The organism is Pseudorhizobium xiangyangii, from assembly GCF_020531965.1.
GTDB lineage: Bacteria > Pseudomonadota > Alphaproteobacteria > Rhizobiales > Rhizobiaceae > Neorhizobium > Neorhizobium xiangyangii.
In genome coordinates this window covers 1-18356 of sequence record NZ_JAJAWH010000022.1, presented here as the reverse complement: position 1 = coordinate 18356, position 18356 = coordinate 1, and the positions used below count along the sequence as shown (strand labels likewise).

Below are 18356 nucleotides of genomic sequence, written 5' to 3'. Positions count from 1 at the left end.
GATTTCATGCAGACTTATCTCGATTTCGAAAAACCAATCTCGGACCTCGAGGGGAAGATCCACGAGCTGAAGAAGCTAGCCGCCGAAGACGAGAGCATCGACACGTCGGAAGAGATCGCGCGGCTTGAGGTACGGGTTCGCGAGGCGACCGAAGAAATCTACGGGCGGCTCAACGCATGGCAGAAAACGCAGGTCGCGCGTCATCCGCAGCGCCCGCATTTCGTCGACTATGCGGCCAATCTGTTCACTGAATTCACGCCGCTGGCCGGTGACCGGACCTTCGGTGAAGATGCGGCCATCCAGACCGGACTTGCGCGCTTCCGCGGCCAGCCTGTCGCCGTTATCGGCCAGGAAAAGGGTCACGACACGAAGAGCCGGTTGAAGCATAACTTCGGCAGCCCGCGACCGGAAGGTTACCGCAAGGCGATCCGCGTCATGGAAATGGCCGACCGCTTCGGCTTGCCGATCATTACTCTGGTTGACACCGCAGGCGCCTACCCTGGCGTCGGTGCCGAAGAGCGTGGCCAGGCGGAGGCAATCGCACGTTCCACAGAAATGTGCCTGGCGGTACGTGTACCCATGGTCTCGGTCGTCATCGGCGAAGGCGGCTCCGGCGGAGCGATCGCGATCGCCACCGGAAACCGCGTCTACATGCTCCAGCATGCCATCTACTCGGTGATTTCGCCGGAAGGTGCAGCTTCCATTCTGTGGCGTGATTCCGCGCGCGCAAAGGAAGCCGCCACCAACATGCGGATCACCTCGGACGACCTGAAGGAACTGGGGATCATCGACGGCATCATCCCGGAGCCAACCGGTGGAGCGCATCGCGACCCGCAGAAGGTGATTTCCGGCACCGGCGACGTCATCGCCTCGGCCTTGGCGGATCTCGGCAAATTGTCGGGTGACGAGGTTAGGGCCGCGCGCCGTCAGAAGTTCCTGCAGATCGGACGGAACCTGTAATTCTCGGAAATTCCCGGGACGCGCCAAATTTGGCCACATTGCTGACCAGAGTGACTTAACCGCTACGATGCTTTACAGACGGGGCGAAGCGGTTAAGAATATGTAAAGATTACCGCTTTATTTATCACTGTTGTTGTGCCGATTATGTCCGCCGTAAACAGTTACGTGGTCCATGCTTATGCGCCTGAAAAACATAGCCATCGCCCTGCTATTCGCTACTGCCCTTGCAGGCTGCAACGATACTCTCGATTCCGTGGACCTCTCCCACGTCAAGAACAAGGTGGAGCACCCGCTGCCATCCCGCGTCGTCGCGGAAATGAAGAAGAAGAACATGCCGCGCACCTCACCGATCATGGTGCGCATCTTCAAGGAAGAAGGCATTCTGGAAGTCTGGAAAGCAAAGGCTGATAACCGTTTCGACGTGATCGCCAGCTACCAGATCTGCGCCTGGTCGGGCAAACTGGGTCCAAAGAAGAAAGAGGGTGACCGTCAGGCGCCCGAAGGCTTCTACAATCTCACACCGGCGCACCTCAACCCGAATTCCAAATACTACCTCGCCATCAACACCGGCTTCCCGAACCGCTACGATCAAGCCAATGGCCACACCGGCTCCAACCTGATGATCCACGGCGCATGTTCTTCGTCCGGCTGCTATTCGATGAGCGACGAGCAGGTTCTGGAGATCTACGCCTTCGCCCGCGATGCTTTCAAGGGCGGCCAGACGTCCGTTCAGCTGCAGGCCTTCCCGTTCCGCATGACGGCCGAAAACATGGCTCGCCATCGCAATAGCGAACATTCCGACTTCTGGGATATGCTGAAGGTGGGTTACGACAACTTCGAGGTGACCAAGCGTCCCCCGGATGTTGCTATCTGTGACAGCAAGTACGTCTTCAACCAGCAACTGAGCGGCAGCCAGCAGTTCGGCAGCGGCGCAGCGGCTTGCCCCCCGATGTCCACGCCGCCGTCCCTCAATGTCGCCATGGCCTCCCACCAGAAAAGCTATGACCTTGCCTACCAGAAGGCTGTCAACAAGCTGGACGGAATGGTCTGGTATGAGCCCACGGAAGCGGAACGGAAGGCGATCGTCGCCGACAAGCGGAAAGGCCGCGATCTGGCCTATGCGCCGACCGGCTCATCGCTCGATGCCGGCAAGCTGATGAAACAGAACGAGTTCGAAGCTCTTGTGGCGAAGCGCTCCGCTCCGGAGAGCAAGCCTGCAGGCACCATGCTCGCTTCCACTTCCTCGCGGCCGCAAACCGCGGCAGAACGGATGAGGCAGGACCGACTTCCGCAGCAGGTCGAGACACCGGCCGCATCGCCTGCCGAACAAACCGCGACTGCGGACGCTTCGACGACGACCGTGCCGATCCCGACGCAGAACCCACTTGCTTATGCGGCTCCACCGGTGAGCGAGGGCGAGAACAGGAAAAAGCCATTCTGGAAGTTCTGGGGCGGGGAATGATGTCCGAGGTAGCGCACGAGGTCTATGACCTACGTGGCCTCAAATGCCCGCTGCCGGTCCTGAAAACTCGCCGTCGGCTCAAGACAATCAGAAGCGGCGAAGACCTCGTCATCGAAACGAGCGATCCGCTCGCGGGAATAGACATCCCGCATTTCTGCCGCGAAGAAGGGCACGAGCTTCTTCAATCCCAAAAAACCGCCGACGGCCATCGCTTCTGCATCCGCAAAGGCTGACTGCCCAAGGCTTCGCCTCACATCCGGAAGCCCGGAACGGCGAGCGGATTGTCTTCCAACGCGGCGCGGTCCGGTCTGTCGATCCGTGGCTGTCCGGTAAAAGCGGCAAAGAGATCGGACACGAATGCCTCTGGCAGGCCCTGCGTGATCAGCACCATGCGGGTGCGCCGATCCGATCCGGCAGGCCAGGCCTTCAAGCGATGCGGCGGGTGGAAGATGTTCTGCACTCCGTGCAGGACCAGCGGACGCTCCGGGTTGTCTGACAGCGCCACCACCGCCTTCATCCGCAGCAGCTTCTCGCCATGCGCCGAGCGAAGCAGATCGACGAACATCTCGATCGCTATCGGATCGATCGGCTTGTCGTGAATGATCGAGAACGACCTGATATCGTCGCCGTGACGGTTGACGTCGTGCTGGTGGTGATGATCGTGGCCCTCGTGATGATCATGGTGGTGATGGCCATGATGATGCGCATGCGCAGCGCCCGAGATTTCGTCCCGCAGCCAACGATCGACATCGGCGATTTTCGTCGCCGGATCATAGATCCCGTTCACGAGGATTGACGCAGTACCCGCCTCCGGGGCATCGCCATCCAGCCTCGGCGCTCGCGGATTCAGTTCTGCAAGCCGCGCTTGAAGCGCCTCCACCTGAGCAGCATCTGCCATCGTCGCTTTCGAGACAATAAGTCGATCTGCGACGGCAACCTGCTTGACCGCCTCCTTATGGCGTTCCAGCGTCGAAAGACCGTTGACCGCATCGACCAGCGTGATGACACCGTCGAGTTCGAAGTTCTGCGCAATGACGGGATGCCCCATGACGGACTGCATGACCGGGGTCGGGTCCGCCAATCCCGTCGTTTCGATGACCACGCGCCGCACCGGCTTCAACCGACCTGTCTGGATGTTGTCCATCATCGTCGCCAGCGTATCGACCAGCTCACCGCGCACCGTGCAGCACAGGCAGCCGTTGGCAAGCTGAACCAGCGTATCGCCTGACGATTCCACCAGCAGATTGTCTATGCCCACCTCGCCAAATTCATTGATGATGACGGCGGTGTCAGTGGTTGCGGGATCCTGGAGTATCCGGTTGAGAAGCGTCGATTTTCCCGCGCCGAGAAAGCCCGTGAGGATCGAAACTGGAATGCGATTGACGGATGTAGACATCAGTGACCGGACTAGAAAGTTGGGCGCGGAAGCGGGATCGGAACGTTGGCGATCTCGTTCTTTCCGGTCTTGGCAGCAACGGCCTCCGAGCCCGGAATGAGACCAGCGAAGCTGTATTCCGGCGGCCGGCTCCGTTCCTTGATATAGGGCGACTTCACGATCATGCGACCGGCATCGTCACGCCCTTCGCTACGCACCTTGGCGGCCTTCGGGTTGCAGATTTCCGCGCTGATATCATTCAGCGTGGCCGTATCGCCATAGGGCGCCAATGAGCCCAGCGGAACGCCCTGCCCCAGCGGAGCACGCAATCCCTGTTGCAGGAGGTCGGCAGAATCATCCGCACGCCCTGCAAGGCTGTCGGAACCGAGTACGATAGAGACGACAGTGCGGCCGCCGCGCGTGGCCGAGGACACCTGATTGAAGCCAGAGGCGCAAATGAAGCCGGTCTTCATGCCGTCGGCACCGTCGAACCGGCCGACGAGCATGTTGAAGTTCCCATAGTTCTTCTTGCCGGTGCTGACGCCCTCAAGCGAGAAGTAGCCGGCATATTCAGGAAACTCGCGCTTCAAGTGAAGCGCCAGGACGGCCAGGTCGCGCGCTGTGGTGTACTGCCCCTTGCCCGGAAGGCCATGAGGATTGATGAACCGCGTGGATCCCATCCCGAGGCGCCCCGCTTCCGCATTCATCATGACGATGAACTCGTCGAGCGAGCCACCGACGGTTTCCGCGATGGCAACCGCAACGTCATTGGCAGACTTCACAAGCAGCAACTTGAGTGCGCTGTCCATCGTCAGCTTCGAGCCGGGCTTGAAATACATCTTGCTGGCCGGCTGATCGGCAGCCTTCTTGCTCATGGTCACCGGCGTGTCCAGCCCCAGCCTTCCGGCCTTCATCGCCTTGAAGGTCACATAGGCGGTCATCAGCTTCGTGAGTGACGCGGGATACCATTTCCGGAAGGCGTCCTGATGCGCAATGACACGGCCGGTGCGGACGTCAACCACCATCTGCGGATTTGCAAGCGCGCTGTTCGCCGAGATGAAGACGGCGGCGGCCGCAAAAGACGCAATCAGTCGTGTAGAGCGCGGCATCATGGAGCGGACGTTCAGCAAGGCGGGTTCCTCGTTGTTCTGGAAACGAGCGTGGCCATAGTAGGCCTATATGGCCAAGCAATGGCAAAGAACGTTGATTGCGTCAATCGCAGGGGGCAATATGGCGGGGGAGGAAGATTCACGATTGCGTGGACACAAGCTCCAGGGGAACGAATGCCAATCATAAACCGAGCCGCCGAGCTTCAGGCCGAAGCGACCGCGTGGCGCAGATATCTTCATCAAAATCCCGAAATTCTTTACGAGGTCCAGAACACCGCGGCATTCGTCGAAGACAAGCTGCGCGCATTCGGCGTCGATGAGATCGCGACCTGCATCGGTCGCACGGGCGTGGTCGGCATCATCCATGGCCGAGGTCCCGGCGGGCGTACGATCGGACTTCGTGCGGACATGGACGCCTTGCCGCTGGAGGAGATGACGGAGAAACCCTGGGCATCAACGATACCAGGCCGCATGCATGCCTGCGGCCACGACGGTCACACGTCCATGCTTCTCGGCGCGGCAAAGCATCTTGCCGAGACCCGCAACTTCAACGGCACGGTTGCCGTCATCTTCCAGCCGGCCGAGGAAGGCGGTGCAGGCGCATTGGCCATGATCGAGGATGGGCTGATGGATCGCTTCCGCATCGACGAGGTCTACGGCATGCACAACATGCCGGGCATCCCGGTCGGAGCGTTTGCAATCCGCCGCGGCGGCATCATGGCCGCGCCCGACAAGTTCACCATCACAGTCAGAGGACGGGGCGGACATGCCGCGCAGCCTCACCGCACGGTGGATCCGATCCTGATCGGTTCGCAGCTCGTCGGCAGCCTCCAGACGATCGCCGCACGCAATGCCGACCCGCTCTGCTCCGTGGTCGTATCCGTCACGCGCTTCGACGCAGGCACGACACACAACATCATTCCCGACAGCGCCATGCTGGGCGGCACAGTTCGCAGCCTCAACGAGGAGGTCCGCGACCTCGCCGAAAGCCGTATCCGGCAGATTGTCGAGGGTGTCACCCTCGCCCATGGTGCAACGGCGGAAATCGAGTACGAGCGCAATTGCCCCGTTACCGTCAACCATGACCGTGAGACGCAGCATTCCATCACCGCCGCTACCGACATCGTGGGACCGACAAACGTGGACATCGATGTCGATCCGTCTATGGCGGGAGAGGATTTTGCCTACATGCTGAAAAGCAGGCCGGGCGCATTCATCTTCATCGGCAATGGCGACAGTGCGCCACTGCACAACCCGGCCTATGACTTCAGCGACGAAGCGCTAGCCTACGGCATCTCCTATTGGGTGCAGCTGGCCGAGCAACGACTGGGGGAATAGTACCAACAAACGTTGCCCCGCTTGCCAAGGAAAGGACTTGGCTTCGGCGGGCGGCTTTTGTATGGATGCAGTTAGTGGTCCCGTAGCTCAGCAGGATAGAGCACCAGATTCCTAATCTGGGGGTCACGCGTTCGAATCGCGTCGGGATCACCATTTAACTGCCTGATTTCCTTGTGCTTTTAGCATCCCCTCATTTCATCCCCATGCTTCAGAAATTGCCTGGGACCATCGCGGGACCATCCTTCTGTGTCCCTTCGCGCCTGGAATCCCTTGAAATCAGGTGTTTTAAGTCGCCTACGACTCATCACGACTCAGAATAAATTGAGTTTGACACCTTTCGGTGTCACCCACGGGAAGCCCTTTTTCTTCTCAACAGGCTCCTCGCCGGGGGCTGTCGGTCCCGCCTTTTCAAGGCTCCTACGGCAACCACAATAACGCGGTCTCTGAGTCGCGAATTCCCGAAGTCCGCCCTTCGGTCGCCGCTATGCATGACTTCTCCGATATGCTGCATTGCCTCTTGGAAGGGCCGTTTTTCCCGTGGGTACAAACAAGGCGGACATCCGGAGTCATCAAGCCGCGTCTGCAAGTCCGATAAGCGGCTGCGCGGTGGCCTGTTGTGGCTTCTTTTGAAGCCGACCGCTGCTGGTCTGATACTCGGCTAGGATCCGCAATGCCTGACGAAGATCGGATTGCGTCGGCTTCCTCATTTCGTGAAACTCCTGATGGCTTTCGAGGGTGGCGATTTCCAGCGCCAGATTGTCGAATGTTCTTCCGCCGAGGATTCGACGTGCTCGACCAGCGGATGCCTTCACATTGCGGGCGGATGCCTTTGAGCGTCCACGCTTCACCAGCCATTGCAGGAAACCGCCCGCAATCTCAGGGGTAGTTTTACCGGATTCGCGGTCAAGGATGACGCGACCGAGCGCGGTAGCAACGGGCGCGGGCACGGCATTCGCAATCATCTGCAAGATATCCTGCTTAGCGCTGGCTCGCCATTCCCACGAGGCCGGGAACCCCTGAATTCGAGAAATCTGATGGACCTTTAGAACGGCTGTTTCGGCCGCCGCTACAGGATCGTCAGGATGGGGTGAAGACAGATAGCGGGAGGTCGGTCGCTCCCATACCGTCCGCGTCACTGTCGGAAAAGGTTCATCGATGGAGCGAACTCCTCGGCCTGCCCGAAAAGGGCGCGAGTAGACGAACCCATTCAGGATCAGCGCCGAGTCATCGGGATGAGGCTGGTATGACGCGGGAATTGGTCTGATGGACCGCTCGCGAATTGTCGGAGCTGGCTCGTCTGGCCCCCATATCGAGCGCCGCGCCTCGGAGGTCGCGGGGAAATAGATTGCGGCTGGCGTAACTACCCCGAACAGATCTCGGAGCGTCATGCTGGGTTGCGCTGCCGCCGCGATCGAGGAGGCGAGGAAGTCGTCGCGCTCGCCGATCCTGCCGATGACAAATAGACGCCGTCGCGATTGAGGAACCCCGTAATGGCTCGCATTAATCCTACTTTCGGTGAACCCATACCCCGCTCGCTTCAATAACATCCGCGCTTCGCGCCATGTCGCGGACTTCGCGCAGCCTATTACATTCTCCATCATGAACCATTGCGGCTTGACGATCGAGACTATCATGGCAAACGCCATTGTCAGACGCGCATTATCGGCTTCCTTGCGGTTCCCTGCGCTGGAATAATCCTGACAGGGTGGGCCACCGCATATCAAATCAGGGGTAAGGCTCAAAATTTCCGGGACAATCGACAGCAGATCCTTCAAATCCGCGATCACAGCATGATTGCCAATATTTCGATTGTAGTTCTCAACCGCGACTGGCCATGCGTCATAGGCTCGCAATATCTCAAAACCCGCCTGTTGGAGCCCGAGGGACATTCCTCCTGCTCCCGAAAATAGTTCAACTACTCGCACAACACCGACCACCAACGTCACGTAATTTTACGTGACGGGGATATGAAGCGTGGGGTCCTACCAAATCGCAAAGAAGGGAATGGCAGAATTGGCAATGCGTGACTGACCGCTTCCTGCGATCCCATAACAAACTTGTTAATGTTCCCTTTATGTTCTATGGATAGATTCTTGCCGGGATGTCAGAAAGATTCCCAGATCAATACGAGGTGATTCATGTCTGATTTTTCCATCCTCCGTCAGAAAGCTGGTCTAAGCGTACCCGATGCCGCAAAGCTGTTGGGCTACAACGAGCGCCAGGTTTACCGATGGGAGTCCGGAGAGAACGTTCCTCGCAAGGTCGTCATCGACAAGCTTGAAGCCTTGCGTCTCGAACGCTGTGCGGATGCTGGGACACACTCCTTCACCTTCATCGATCTCTTTGCGGGTATCGGAGGCCTGCGTCGCGGCTTCGACTCGATTGGCGGCAAGTGCGTGTTTACTTGCGAGTGGGACAAACATTCCCAGACAACCTATCGTGCGAATTACCCTGACGACGAGCACGAGATCTGGGATGACATACGGGACCTCAGGGCTGAGGATGTGCCTGATCACGATGTCCTTTTAGCAGGGTTCCCCTGCCAGCCCTTCTCACTGGCGGGCGTCTCGAAAAAGAATGCTCTGGGTCGTGCGCACGGGTTCGCCTGTGAGACACAGGGTACGCTGTTCTTCGACATCCAGCGGATTATCGAGGAGAAGAAACCAAAGGCGTTTTTACTCGAAAATGTAAAAAACCTCGTGAACCATGATAAAGGACGCACCTTCGCGGTCATTAAGGATGTTCTCGAAAATCAGCTCGGCTATTCGATCCAATGCAAGATCGTCGATGCCAAGTCTTGGTTGCCGCAGCATCGTGAGCGCATCTTCATCGTCGGATTTCGCGAAAACCAGGGCTTCTCGTTTGAAGATCTTCAGATCCCGGATGTTTTGAAGGGACCGAAACTTAAGACGATCCTTCATCCAGAAACCGGTGATGAGGCTCCCGAGAAGCCATTCACCGATGGCAACATCGGTCGCGTGTCGGATAAATACACCCTGTCCGACAAACTATGGGCCTACCTCCAAGCCTATGCTCAGAAGCATAAAGCAGCGGGTAATGGATTCGGTTTCGGGCTGTTCACCCCTGAAGGCATCGCCCGCACGCTGTCGGCGCGGTATCACAAGGATGGTTCGGAGATCCTGATCTCAAGAGGCGATGGTCGAAATCCCCGTCGCCTGACGCCGCGAGAGTGTGCCCGTCTCATGGGCTTTGACGGGTCGGGCGAGAGCAACTTCAGGATTCCCGTCTCGGATACTCAGGCCTATCGCCAGTTTGGCAACTCCGTCGCCGTTCCAGCAGTAAAAGCCGTTGCAGAGCTGATGAAACCTTACATCCTTGACTATCAAGAATACGAGGAAGTCATCAGAAAGCGGGCCTGATGGTCGATATCGTCAGCGCCGAGAAGCGTAGCGTCATGATGGCGGGCATCCGGGGCAAGGACACGAAGCCCGAGATCGCGATCCGCAAAGCTCTCTTCGCTTTGGGTTGGCGCTATCGCATCCATGACAAAAGGCTACCCGGAAAGCCCGATCTGGTGTTCCCCAAGCGCAAGGCCGTGATCTTCGTCGAAGGTTGCTTCTGGCATGGACACGACTGCCACCTGTTCAGGATGCCATCCTCCCGTCAGGAATTCTGGCAGGCAAAGATCGACGGAAATCGGCAGCGCGATATCCGTGTGCGAGCCGAGCTCCACATATTGGGCTGGCGATATCTCACCGTTTGGGAATGTGCCCTCAAAGGTAGAACCCGATTGCCATTTCCCGACCTCATCGCCACGATCAGCGAATGGCTCGAATCAACGGAGCCTACGGGGGAAATAGAAGGGGTTAAGGATGGCGCTGGCTGATCTGACGGACTGGATGAACGAATTTGGCCGACCAGGTTATGTCTGGTATGCGAAGCGCCTATCGGGCAACGATACCCTTGCGAACGGGTCGCACCAAGCTGGTCCTTACATCCCCAAAGCGTTCCTGTTCGAGGTGCTACCGAGCATCCACCTACCGGAGGTGGAAAGGCCAGATACCTTTTTCGAATTATATGTGGACTCCCACCCGGACGTGAAAACGATCAGGGCGGTCTGGTATAACGGTAAGCTACACGGCGGCACTCGTAATGAAACCAGATTGACTGGTTTTGGAGGTGCCCAGTCCGCACTTCTGGATCCCGACAATACCGGAGCACTTGCCGTTTTCGCATTCCGCCCAGAGACAGAGACGACAGCAGCCGAATGTCATGTTTGGGTTTGCGGCGGTGAAGGCACTGAGGCGGACCTTGTAGAGGAACGACTTGGCCCTGTGGAACCCAAAGTTCCTGTCATTTGGCGTCCGGGTGTGTCGGAGCCTCAGGCGGAACTGTTCAACCGTGTTCCTCCAGCAAGGGCTTCATGCTGGCTACAGCCAGACGAGATCCCTGCTGACTGGTTGATCACATTCCCGACAGGTCGCGAGATTATTGCAAAGACGATCGAGCTACGTTCAACCACCGGAATGAATCCTGATGTCCGATTGCTACGTCGGCGAACTTGCGAATTCGAGATTTTCAAGTCCATCGAGGAGGCGAGCTGGCTCCCAAAGATCAAGGAGGGTTTCCATTCGATCGACGGCTTTCTCGGACTTGCCAATACGATATTACAGAGCCGGAAGTCCCGAGCTGGCAAGTCTCTGGAGTATCACACCGCCTCTATCCTGGAGGAGGAAGGCCTCGCACCGGGAGAAGCCTTCGTTCACAATCCGCTGATCGAGGTGAACAAGCGTCCAGACTTCCTGTTCCCTAACCTTGCCGCTTACAAGGACCCATCGTTTCCCGCACATCGGCTACGCATGCTTGCCGCGAAAACGACGTGCAAGGACAGGTGGAGGCAGATCATAAACGAGGCGGATCGAATTCCGACGAAACATCTCCTGACGCTCCAAGAAGGCGTGTCCGAAGCACAATTCCGAGAGATGACCGAGGCAGGCGTCCGTCTCGTAGTTCCATCGGGAATTCACGATGCCTATCCGGAACCGGTGCGCCCTCATCTGATTACGCTCGAAGAGTTCATCGGAGACGTTCGCGCGGCCTGACAAGTACACACCCTCTTGCGTCCAGACATGAAAAAACCCGCCTTCACATCGAAAACGGGCTTTCCCTTTCACGGTCATCGCGTCCCCGCTGTACCGTAATTTAATCGTCACTCATCGGCATGAGTGCGTCAAGCGCCGATAGAAATCAGCCCGAGCTTTCCCTTTCATTCGTATCCCGGGGGCCAAGCCGTAGGCGCGGCGGGCCGAGCCCTTGAGTCTTTCGAAGGTCTATGAAAGACTCGCATCAAGGGCGCGGTTCAATCCGTTTTATGTAAGATACATTTGGAAGAGTAGCCTCGCGGACCTCCGCGTGGTTGGCATTGGCTTCGCCGCATAACAAGTTTTCACTGTGCTACCTTAGATACCAATGATAGGTCTTTCACATGGGGGATATCATATCGACAGCACGTGCCGCTTTGATAAACGCCGTTATTGCGGCTCTACCTGTAGCGATAGTCTACTTCGGTGGATGGGCCTATTTATCGAGCTACCTGGGTGAATTCAGTATCGATGCCACCCAAGTAGAGGTCGCATTTTCCACTGTACTAGTGTATGCGTTCATCCCACTGCAGCATTGGGCCGTCATCGCTCTCGCATTCATGATTGCCGCGCTGCTCCTAGGTTTGGTGTCGGTCGAAAAATCTACTTTGGTTAGTCGCCTGCTTGCAACAATACTAGCGTTCTTTGCCGTGAGCATTCTGTTTGTCGTCCACTGGGCGGCCAAAGTTGAGGCCAGAGAGATGGCTGGCCATGTCTGGCACGGCCGGAAATCCCATTCTGTTCCCGTACTGGATCCCGTAGCAAAAAGTGAGCCAAGCTATAGGCAGTTTCAAAGATGTGTAGATCGTAGCGCGGTCAGGCAAATCATCGGACTACCAGACCGGATGTTTTTGCTGTGCCGAACCGAATTGTCGCCTTGCGTCTACGGGACAATGTTCTTGATCACTGATGACGGCAAGATCGTTTACACCGCCGATAGGGTTAGGAATGGAGTCGACGATGGCCTTGAAGATTGTTCACATTAACTGCCTTGTCGCGTTAGCGGTGCTTTGCAGCGCGGTATCCGGTTCTGCGGAGGACCGAGTGGCGAAGCTTTTGTTAGGCGATGGTCCGTTCGAGGTCGTGGGCGACAACGGCATCTTCGGTTTTGTTGTCACTCGCTCTGAGACAACGACGACTGTCAAATTCAAGCCGTGCTACGGCCCCCCGTTCGATATTGAGACTCAAAGACTCAAACGGACAACGATTGATTGCGCCCAAGGACCTTCGCCGGATACTTATCCTCTGCAAGTCCGTTGCGGAGACATGAATGAGTTACGGTCGGCACAGACTAAGGCGAGCAGTGACGACATCGCTATCGGGACGATATATGAGGTGCATGATGATGTCATATCCGCGATAAACAAGGCTTCCTCTAAAGAGATAAATGCTGCTTTCGCTGATGTTTCGGAGTTTAGGGCTTGCGGTGATTGGACCGTCGGCTACACAGCGACAGGTGCCGCCGCTGTTACTATTGTGCCAGTACCACTAGAGAACCAGATCAATATCGATGAGTTGTACCGGGGGGCAAACTGACGGTGGCATTCGGATGCAGCTTCCTGTCTCCAGATTCCCGAAGCTCTTTTCCGTCAACTTTTTGGGCTGTTTTGGCTCCCTACCGTCCATCGGGAGGGCCATCATCGGGAGATTTCTCCCCCGAGTGAGGCCCAACGGGCCGATAACTTGGGTCGGTAGGACTAAATGAAAGACCTACTTTAGAGACCTCAAAATACGAAAGAACTAAGGCTTTTTCTGACAACGGGATCGTATCCCAAATTTCCCTCTGAGCGACCGCATATGCGGCCTTTCGAGCATCACCCTTCAGATTTTCATCGATCTTCACGTCTCGCAGATTATTGATCCAGCCATCAATCTTCTTGGATTCTTCCACTCGAGCCTCAGCGGTCTCCTCATCAACAATCTCCCATTCATCCAGCACTCTCATAAGAATTTCACCCATGGGATCGAAGCCCGAAATTTTTCCATCCGGACGCTTGCTGAATCCAATCCCCGCCCCTCGCATTGCCTTTACGACGTGTCGAATTTTCAACTTCCCGACTTTTGGCGCTTCGACCTTAACCTGTTGTTCCTCAGCCATTTCTAGCCACACATCGAGAGCCGCAGAGGCCTCAAGATCGAACCTCCTCACCGCCCCGACCACACCAGTCGTCTTTTTGTATTCTTCATCGAAAACCGAGGTTTTTACCTCTCGCAGTGGCATCGGCGGCAGGGGATCAAGCTCCGTTTCGCCATGTTCCTTATTCCACTCGCTCACCGCATCCCGCAGCCATTCGATTTCATCCGTATCCAGATCTGTGTCGGGCCACAGCCCGAGCGCCACGGCTGCATGCCATGCGCTATAGGCTGCATCTTCATTTGCGATCCTGACTGTCTCTTCAAAACTGGTTTTGTCCTCGCCTTCGCCAAGACCTTCCGCCGCTTTACGTGCTTCCACCGCGAGATGGACGGAGGTCTGCACGTCCCTCATCTCGCGCATAGCGATAGCCATCCGAGCATCCGCGGGGTCATAGTCCGACCGCTGAGAATTCACCCATAGCGTGTCCCAAAGCCCGCCAGGCGCACGTGGCGCATCTAAACCGAGCCATGCATGCGTCCGGCATCCATGGAGATTTTTCCATGCTTTATACCGCTCAAATTCGCTGGCCGGGCGATCGAGGTCATCTAGATCGACCTCTTCGCCGTCCATGACCTCCATTCTTGTGGAATATCGCGCAGCATATCTTGCGATACTTTCCGCCGTCTCTTCATTTCCGTCCTTGCCCTTGCGTGGCGCATATTCTGAATCTTCATCACCGATCACGAAAGCGGCGCATCCTCGATCCTCACCCTCACCGATGCGCGTCGAAAAGCTTTCGCGGAAGCCATCGCAGACGGCACGCGCATCCTCAATCGTGGAACACGCGAGGACATAATGACGGTGCGGAGTGCCGCTTTGCTGTGGCTGGGCATTCCACCATCCTGTCGGTCGTACACCTCTTTCGCGAAGGCGGGCCAGCACGCGATGATGATCGATTTGTATCGCGGCAAAGGCCTCTTCCGGCCCCTTTTCGATGTCCCATTCCGAGGCTCTATTTCCCTCATTTGTCGAGTGTGGCACATACTCGCCGGGGAGTGAGACAGTGATCCAGCAGACATGCCAACCGAGTTCGCGCCAGCGCGTAAGCATCATATCGACCAGTAGGCGTCTCTTTGTTGTGTCCGCAATTTGCGCTTTCCGGTTTAGCTCCGACATCGGGATCTGTGTCTTCGGATCGTCCTTTTTGATAAGTCGCAGCTTTTCCAGAATCTTCGCCGTCCGCCGCTCCTGCTGCCGATAGCACTTCAGTGCATAGTTACTAATATAGAGCGGACGAAGCGGGTGGTCTGGGCCACCGACCGCCTTTATTATTGCCTGAGTACATCCCAACGCCTTCTTCTGAATCTTCCGCAGTCGCCTCGCTTGTATTTTTTCGCAACGACCACGCTTGTGATCTGAAGTCTGAAAATCGTCATCGTCTTTCGGATGAGCGGCAGCATATCGAGCCGCAACTTTTTTTGCCTCGTCCGCTAGTTCCTCGGCGTCCAGTTTCAAAAGCTCTAGCCCTTCCCAGCCTATCTTTCGTAAAAGGGCATCCTTTCGCTCGCTTGCACGAATGGGATTCTCATGCTCGATCACCTCGAGACAGATGCGGAAATCATCAGGTAGATACTGCCAAATGTCTCGCTTGCTACGCTCTCCGCGTTCTTCGAGATCTCCCGCCGCCAGCCTTGCAAAGAATTTCTTTTGGTCCGGCGTGAGAATCTTGTCGGCGGATTTCTCCCCCACCGCCTGCATTTTCAGAATATTTTTTTGAAGATACTGCCGCCCAAATGGCGAAGCCATTGCACCTCCTGAGAGCGCACGACCCCAATCAAAACCCTGCTTCTGCAAGGCTTCGTCAACAAATTTTGCTTTGGAAGGTAGAGGGGGGCTGATGCCAGAAACCGAGGTTTCCAGCAGGGCGGTCACCGTAGACGGTGAAGGGTCTTTACAATTTCAGTGACATGAATCAGCATGATTTCAGTTCCTAAGCGCTGAGTAGGGTTCCCGCCCTGAGACCTCAGCGCTTTTATTTTGCCCGGACTTTTCTGCTTATTGCAAATCGCGCAAATCCGCCGATATCATACAATATGTATGTATCTTTAAAATGAGTAGCAGCGGGGTAGCCTCGCGCCTCTCCATGTCGATTCTCCAGACTTTTCAGACGGGTCACTCGCCCCGTCTTCATGCGCATGCGCACCAGTCTTCCCGATTAGACATGGAGCCTCCGCACTCGGTGACACCAGCCAGTCCGACGCCTCCCTTCGGTCGCAGACCGCTCCCGCCGATGCGGGGCAGTCTGTTTAGAGCGTATGTCGGCCTGCCCGCTATCAACCCATCTCGCTGCCGGTGCCAATGCAAACAATTTTAGTAAACTCAAGCATATCTCATCTGAGATACCACAAAAGAAAGACTTGCCAGATTCAAAACATTGCAAATTGCAATATAGACTTACTGATTAGTAATTCATTCCTTATTTATACCAACTCTAGAAAGGTATTTCACCAAATTTCGCATTATTTTGAATTCTACCTGTTGACACTGACAACGCCTGCTATGACAATATTAATAGAAGATGAAATTGGTTCAACTTCAATGACTTAGGAGAATACTATGACAAAGCAGATTATTCCATTCACCTTTACCGACAGCGACGGCGACACCTTCACAATGACGAATATCCACCGCGAAACGCACGATTCCGGCGTTGAATGCGTAACGTTCACAGTAACGATGAACGGCGATCCAGTCGAAACTCTCGAATGGCTCGGGGCTGATGGTTCTACCACGGACACTGACAGTCATTTGGGCTGCAATCATTCTTTTGGTTGGGAGGCCACACAGGCAATTCACCAAGCTCTCGACAGCTGGTTGGACGCCTCCCGTGGGGTGGCTGCTTAAGCAGCCACTACCTCCCCCATCATTTTTCAACGAACAAACAATTCAGGAGATCAACAATGACTAAGCATGAAATCGCCGATGCCTTGGAAGCCGAATTCCTTACCCTTCAAGCCTCCCTGGATCGCTGTCTCATCATCCTTGGCGGCGATGCCTTCTACGCAAGCGAATGGGCGAAGGGCATCAAATACAATTTGTATGGCAGTGGCGATGATGCGCTTTACGGCACCATCAAAAACCTTCGCGCCGATGAGGCTCAAAAGGCTGCTTAAGCAGCCACCACCTCTCACCCACCATTTTTCAACGATCGAACAATTTAGGAGATCAACAATGACACAAGCTACCACTCTCAAAACCCAGACTTTCACCGTCGAAGACCTCAAGGCCATGAAGCCCAAGGACCTCTTTCCCGACGCCACCCTTTTTAGTTCTCATGTAAAGGCTGGCGAGATCGTCAAAGAATCGATCAAGAAGATCAAAAGTCGCGCCAGCATAGTCTCTGATGTCGCGTCTTTCAGCCTTCGTCAGACCTCTGAAAACGATATCGGCGGCGTGACCGTCTGGATCGATGACAAGAACGCGGCTTTCGTCTCTCGTATCAGCGATACGGCCTACGTCCTGCTCGACGGCGCTGCTTTCCCCTTCGACATGGAAATCACCTCGCAAGAGTGCTCTCGTCGCCTGGAAGCAGAAGGCCAGATCCGAGAAAACCGCTGGCACGAAGTGCAGCGCGACATCGACAGGATCGCATCGGAAAAGCGCTCCTACCAGCGCGATATGGCAATCGAGGCCCTTCGCGGCGTCCAGAGCCGCATCGGTTAATCGGAGGCTGCTTAAGCAGCCTCTCACCCACTTTCATCAAATTAGGGAAAACTAAAATGTCTAATCAACCGACCGAGACGGTTCTTCGAGCGCTGGCAGTTATTCAATGGGATGTTAGGTTTTTTGAGCTGCCTGTTGCTACTCAAAAGGATCTTGTCACTAGAGTTATGGCTACTGCCGAGGCATTTGCCCAATCTACTAGAGAGTCAGTGATTCAATGGGGTCAAGATGCTTATTGGGACAGGAAATTCGAAGAATTCGATAGCTCATATCTCAATAACAGTATCGACCACGTGATTGCAGCAAATGCCCGTATCGAGGCTTTGAAGACTATAGGGGAGGCAATCCAATGACCCCTAGAAACCCCTCCTCCTTGCGTTTTGCTACCACCTTGAACGCCCTGAACGGTATCGGCGTCCGAGACCATGAGATCGCAAAAGAGCTCGGTTATACTCGCCAATATATTAGCCTGTTGAGATCTTCACGCCCGCCACCCGCCCGTCTCATCGAGCAGGTTCAGGCACTTCTGGTTTCAAAACTGGCTGAAATCCAAGCGATCCACCAGCGCGAGGCCGACAAACTGGCAGCACAACGCAAACAGTTCGAATCCGAGGTAGCAGCGTAATGACGATACCACCCTGACATGTCGGGAAATCCCTCTCGGCACGTCGAAAATACGCTCTCTTTGTCGCCTCCAAGCGACGTTTTTCAAGGGCCCGTGTTGGCTAAAGCCTGCCCGCGCCAAACCCTTGCAAAACCGCATTTTCCGGCACTTTGAGGCTCAAGATTTTCAACAAACCGAAGGAATACAGACATGAACGGTATCACTCTCACCATCCTCACTCTCACCGCTGGCAACGTCGTCTTTTGGGGCGCTGTCGCAGTCTACGCAAGCTTGGCCTACCTCGGCGTTGTCCCTTCTGTCCGCTAATCCCAGCGGACAGCTTTTCAGGCATCCATATTTTACGAAAGGATTTCAAAAATGGATTTCATGTTTATCGCTATTTCTCTTGTCGTCATCGGCGTCATTCTTTGTATCGTCGGCCACCAATTTCCACGCTTCTGGCCTCATCTACAGACGTTTTTCAGGGGCGTCTGGTACTCGGGCATCGCTTGCTGGGCCGTGGCCTTTTCGATCTCGTTTCTCGACTTCAAAGGCTGGATCTAAAACCCACCATCCAGACATCATAAAGCCCGCAATTGCGGGCTT

17 protein-coding genes, 1 tRNA gene and 2 pseudogenes are annotated in these 18356 nt (G+C 55.8%); 15 read left to right on the top strand and 5 right to left on the bottom strand.

Going from position 1 to position 18356, the window contains the following annotated elements; translation table 11 throughout:
- The first annotated feature begins 6 nt into the window (after window positions 1-6).
- The 3 genes from LH464_RS18405 to LH464_RS18395 all read left to right on the top strand — a co-directional run bounded on the left by LH464_RS18405 (window position 7) and on the right by LH464_RS18395 (window position 2655).
- Window positions 7-960 (top strand): acetyl-CoA carboxylase carboxyltransferase subunit alpha, encoded by a 954-nt coding sequence (locus tag LH464_RS18405; RefSeq protein ID WP_226787865.1) that lies wholly within the window; start codon window positions 7-9, stop codon window positions 958-960.
- A gap of 178 nt (window positions 961-1138) precedes the next feature.
- On the top strand, window positions 1139-2422 hold the full coding sequence (locus LH464_RS18400; protein ID WP_226787864.1) for a L,D-transpeptidase family protein: 1284 nt from the start codon (window positions 1139-1141) through the stop codon (window positions 2420-2422).
- Entirely contained in the window at window positions 2422-2655 is a 234-nt protein-coding gene (locus LH464_RS18395; RefSeq protein WP_226787933.1) for a sulfurtransferase TusA family protein, read from the top strand. The genes LH464_RS18400 and LH464_RS18395 overlap by 1 nt, the downstream gene beginning before the upstream one ends.
- A 17-nt stretch (window positions 2656-2672) precedes the next feature.
- On the opposite strand, the gene LH464_RS18390 is transcribed toward LH464_RS18395, so the two are convergent.
- Together LH464_RS18390 and LH464_RS18385 are read right to left on the bottom strand one after the other, a co-directional pair.
- Entirely contained in the window at window positions 2673-3818 is a 1146-nt protein-coding gene (locus LH464_RS18390) for a CobW family GTP-binding protein (protein ID WP_226787863.1), read from the bottom strand.
- Window positions 3819-3829: 11 nt separating this feature from the next.
- On the bottom strand, window positions 3830-4909 hold the full coding sequence (locus LH464_RS18385) for a D-alanyl-D-alanine carboxypeptidase family protein (protein WP_390625010.1): 1080 nt from the start codon (window positions 4907-4909) through the stop codon (window positions 3830-3832).
- A 171-nt stretch (window positions 4910-5080) separates the two neighbouring features.
- Between LH464_RS18385 and LH464_RS18380 the strand changes: the two genes are divergently transcribed.
- Both LH464_RS18380 and LH464_RS18375 read left to right on the top strand, forming a co-directional pair.
- On the top strand, window positions 5081-6244 hold the full coding sequence (locus LH464_RS18380) for a M20 aminoacylase family protein (protein ID WP_226787862.1): 1164 nt from the start codon (window positions 5081-5083) through the stop codon (window positions 6242-6244).
- Window positions 6245-6320: 76 nt separating this feature from the next.
- A tRNA-Arg gene (locus tag LH464_RS18375) sits at window positions 6321-6397 on the top strand.
- A 416-nt stretch (window positions 6398-6813) separates the two neighbouring features.
- Here the strand turns inward: LH464_RS18375 and LH464_RS18370 are convergent.
- Window positions 6814-8169: a DNA cytosine methyltransferase gene (locus LH464_RS18370; RefSeq protein ID WP_226787931.1), complete on the bottom strand. Its 1356-nt coding sequence runs from the start codon at window positions 8167-8169 to the stop codon at window positions 6814-6816.
- 213 nt (window positions 8170-8382) lie between these two features.
- On the opposite strand from LH464_RS18370, the gene dcm reads away from it, so the two are divergent.
- The 5 genes from dcm (at window position 8383) to LH464_RS18345 (ending at window position 12882) form a co-directional block, all read left to right on the top strand.
- Window positions 8383-9624, top strand: coding sequence for a DNA (cytosine-5-)-methyltransferase (gene dcm, locus LH464_RS18365; RefSeq protein WP_226787861.1), 1242 nt, complete (start codon window positions 8383-8385; stop codon window positions 9622-9624).
- Window positions 9624-10091 (top strand): very short patch repair endonuclease, encoded by a 468-nt coding sequence (locus tag LH464_RS18360; protein ID WP_226787860.1) that lies wholly within the window; start codon window positions 9624-9626, stop codon window positions 10089-10091. The genes dcm and LH464_RS18360 overlap by 1 nt, the downstream gene beginning before the upstream one ends.
- 13 nt (window positions 10092-10104) lie before the next feature.
- The gene (locus LH464_RS18355) at window positions 10105-11307 is read left to right on the top strand and encodes a type II restriction endonuclease (protein ID WP_226787859.1); all 1203 of its coding nucleotides are present in this window, start codon (window positions 10105-10107) and stop codon (window positions 11305-11307) included.
- Between the two features lie 383 nt (window positions 11308-11690).
- Window positions 11691-12332: a hypothetical protein gene (locus LH464_RS18350; RefSeq protein WP_226787858.1), complete on the top strand. Its 642-nt coding sequence runs from the start codon at window positions 11691-11693 to the stop codon at window positions 12330-12332.
- Window positions 12307-12882: a hypothetical protein gene (locus LH464_RS18345; protein ID WP_226787857.1), complete on the top strand. Its 576-nt coding sequence runs from the start codon at window positions 12307-12309 to the stop codon at window positions 12880-12882. Before LH464_RS18350 ends, LH464_RS18345 begins: the two co-directional genes overlap by 26 nt.
- Window positions 12883-13498: 616 nt before the next feature.
- Here the strand turns inward: LH464_RS18345 and LH464_RS18340 are convergent.
- Together LH464_RS18340 and LH464_RS18335 are read right to left on the bottom strand one after the other, a co-directional pair.
- A pseudogene (locus LH464_RS18340) lies at window positions 13499-13855 on the bottom strand (hypothetical protein); the annotation flags it as partial.
- A 372-nt stretch (window positions 13856-14227) separates the two neighbouring features.
- Window positions 14228-15181 (bottom strand): annotated as a pseudogene (locus tag LH464_RS18335) (replication endonuclease); the annotation flags it as partial.
- Between the two features lie 858 nt (window positions 15182-16039).
- On the opposite strand from LH464_RS18335, the gene LH464_RS18330 reads away from it, so the two are divergent.
- The 5 genes from LH464_RS18330 to LH464_RS18310 are packed head-to-tail and all read left to right on the top strand — an operon-like array spanning window position 16040 to window position 17771.
- The gene (locus tag LH464_RS18330) at window positions 16040-16327 is read left to right on the top strand and encodes a hypothetical protein (protein WP_226787856.1); all 288 of its coding nucleotides are present in this window, start codon (window positions 16040-16042) and stop codon (window positions 16325-16327) included.
- Window positions 16328-16383: 56 nt separating this feature from the next.
- Window positions 16384-16596: a hypothetical protein gene (locus LH464_RS18325; protein WP_226787855.1), complete on the top strand. Its 213-nt coding sequence runs from the start codon at window positions 16384-16386 to the stop codon at window positions 16594-16596.
- A gap of 58 nt (window positions 16597-16654) precedes the next feature.
- On the top strand, window positions 16655-17146 hold the full coding sequence (locus LH464_RS18320) for a hypothetical protein (RefSeq protein ID WP_226787854.1): 492 nt from the start codon (window positions 16655-16657) through the stop codon (window positions 17144-17146).
- 56 nt (window positions 17147-17202) lie between these two features.
- Complete coding sequence (locus LH464_RS18315) at window positions 17203-17499, top strand: hypothetical protein (RefSeq protein WP_226787853.1); 297 nt, start codon at window positions 17203-17205, stop codon at window positions 17497-17499.
- Window positions 17496-17771 (top strand): hypothetical protein, encoded by a 276-nt coding sequence (locus LH464_RS18310; RefSeq protein WP_226787852.1) that lies wholly within the window; start codon window positions 17496-17498, stop codon window positions 17769-17771. The genes LH464_RS18315 and LH464_RS18310 overlap by 4 nt, the downstream gene beginning before the upstream one ends.
- The last annotated feature ends 585 nt before the right edge of the window (window positions 17772-18356 follow it).

Excerpts from the sequence above, each read along its gene's own strand:
- LH464_RS18345 (WP_226787857.1), top strand. The coding sequence starts at position 12,307 with ATGGCCTTGAAGATTGTTCACATTAACTGCCTTGTCGCGTTAGCGGTG.
- LH464_RS18350 (WP_226787858.1), top strand. The coding sequence starts at position 11,691 with ATGGGGGATATCATATCGACAGCACGTGCCGCTTTGATAAACGCCGTT.
- LH464_RS18310 (WP_226787852.1), top strand. The coding sequence starts at position 17,496 with ATGACCCCTAGAAACCCCTCCTCCTTGCGTTTTGCTACCACCTTGAAC.
- LH464_RS18325 (WP_226787855.1), top strand. The coding sequence starts at position 16,384 with ATGACTAAGCATGAAATCGCCGATGCCTTGGAAGCCGAATTCCTTACC.
- LH464_RS18400 (WP_226787864.1), top strand. The coding sequence starts at position 1,139 with ATGCGCCTGAAAAACATAGCCATCGCCCTGCTATTCGCTACTGCCCTT.
- LH464_RS18395 (WP_226787933.1), top strand. The coding sequence starts at position 2,422 with ATGTCCGAGGTAGCGCACGAGGTCTATGACCTACGTGGCCTCAAATGC.
- LH464_RS18320 (WP_226787854.1), top strand. The coding sequence starts at position 16,655 with ATGACACAAGCTACCACTCTCAAAACCCAGACTTTCACCGTCGAAGAC.
- dcm (WP_226787861.1), top strand. The coding sequence starts at position 8,383 with ATGTCTGATTTTTCCATCCTCCGTCAGAAAGCTGGTCTAAGCGTACCC.
- LH464_RS18385 (WP_390625010.1), bottom strand. The coding sequence starts at position 4,909 with ATGATGCCGCGCTCTACACGACTGATTGCGTCTTTTGCGGCCGCCGCC.
- LH464_RS18355 (WP_226787859.1), top strand. The coding sequence starts at position 10,105 with ATGAACGAATTTGGCCGACCAGGTTATGTCTGGTATGCGAAGCGCCTA.
- LH464_RS18405 (WP_226787865.1), top strand. The coding sequence starts at position 7 with ATGCAGACTTATCTCGATTTCGAAAAACCAATCTCGGACCTCGAGGGG.
- LH464_RS18380 (WP_226787862.1), top strand. The coding sequence starts at position 5,081 with ATGCCAATCATAAACCGAGCCGCCGAGCTTCAGGCCGAAGCGACCGCG.
- LH464_RS18390 (WP_226787863.1), bottom strand. The coding sequence starts at position 3,818 with ATGTCTACATCCGTCAATCGCATTCCAGTTTCGATCCTCACGGGCTTT.
- LH464_RS18315 (WP_226787853.1), top strand. The coding sequence starts at position 17,203 with ATGTCTAATCAACCGACCGAGACGGTTCTTCGAGCGCTGGCAGTTATT.
- LH464_RS18360 (WP_226787860.1), top strand. The coding sequence starts at position 9,624 with ATGGTCGATATCGTCAGCGCCGAGAAGCGTAGCGTCATGATGGCGGGC.
- LH464_RS18330 (WP_226787856.1), top strand. The coding sequence starts at position 16,040 with ATGACAAAGCAGATTATTCCATTCACCTTTACCGACAGCGACGGCGAC.